Genomic DNA, 274 nt, shown 5'->3' with positions numbered 1-274 from the left:
CTCATGGCACGCACGGTGCGCCGCAACAAGAAATTCTTGATGTTTGCTTCTTGCTACATGTTGGTGATGCATTGGGTCGATCAATATTGGTTGATCATGCCCAAGTTTAACGAAGGTTCGTCACTCCCATTCGGACTTGTTGATTTGTGCTGCTGGGTTGGACTGGGAGGATTTTATGTTGCTGGGTTCTGCTGGATTGCGGGTGAAAAAGCATTGATCCCGGTTCGCGACCCTCGTTTGCCAGAATCTCTGAACTTTAAGAACGCCTGATACG

1 protein-coding gene is annotated in these 274 nt (G+C 48.5%); it reads left to right on the top strand.

The features are described from left to right. A partial coding sequence (locus NCS58_RS34070; RefSeq protein ID WP_250539046.1) for a hypothetical protein occupies positions 1 to 270 on the top strand: 270 nt, incomplete at its 5' end. Positions 271 to 274 lie beyond the last annotated feature (4 nt).

Origin of the sequence: Caballeronia sp. INML3B, from assembly GCF_023631305.1 — a bacterium.
Taxonomy (GTDB): domain Bacteria; phylum Pseudomonadota; class Gammaproteobacteria; order Burkholderiales; family Burkholderiaceae; genus Caballeronia; species Caballeronia turbans.
Note: the sequence above shows the minus strand (reverse complement) of the source record. Positions and strands in the feature narration are given on the sequence as shown.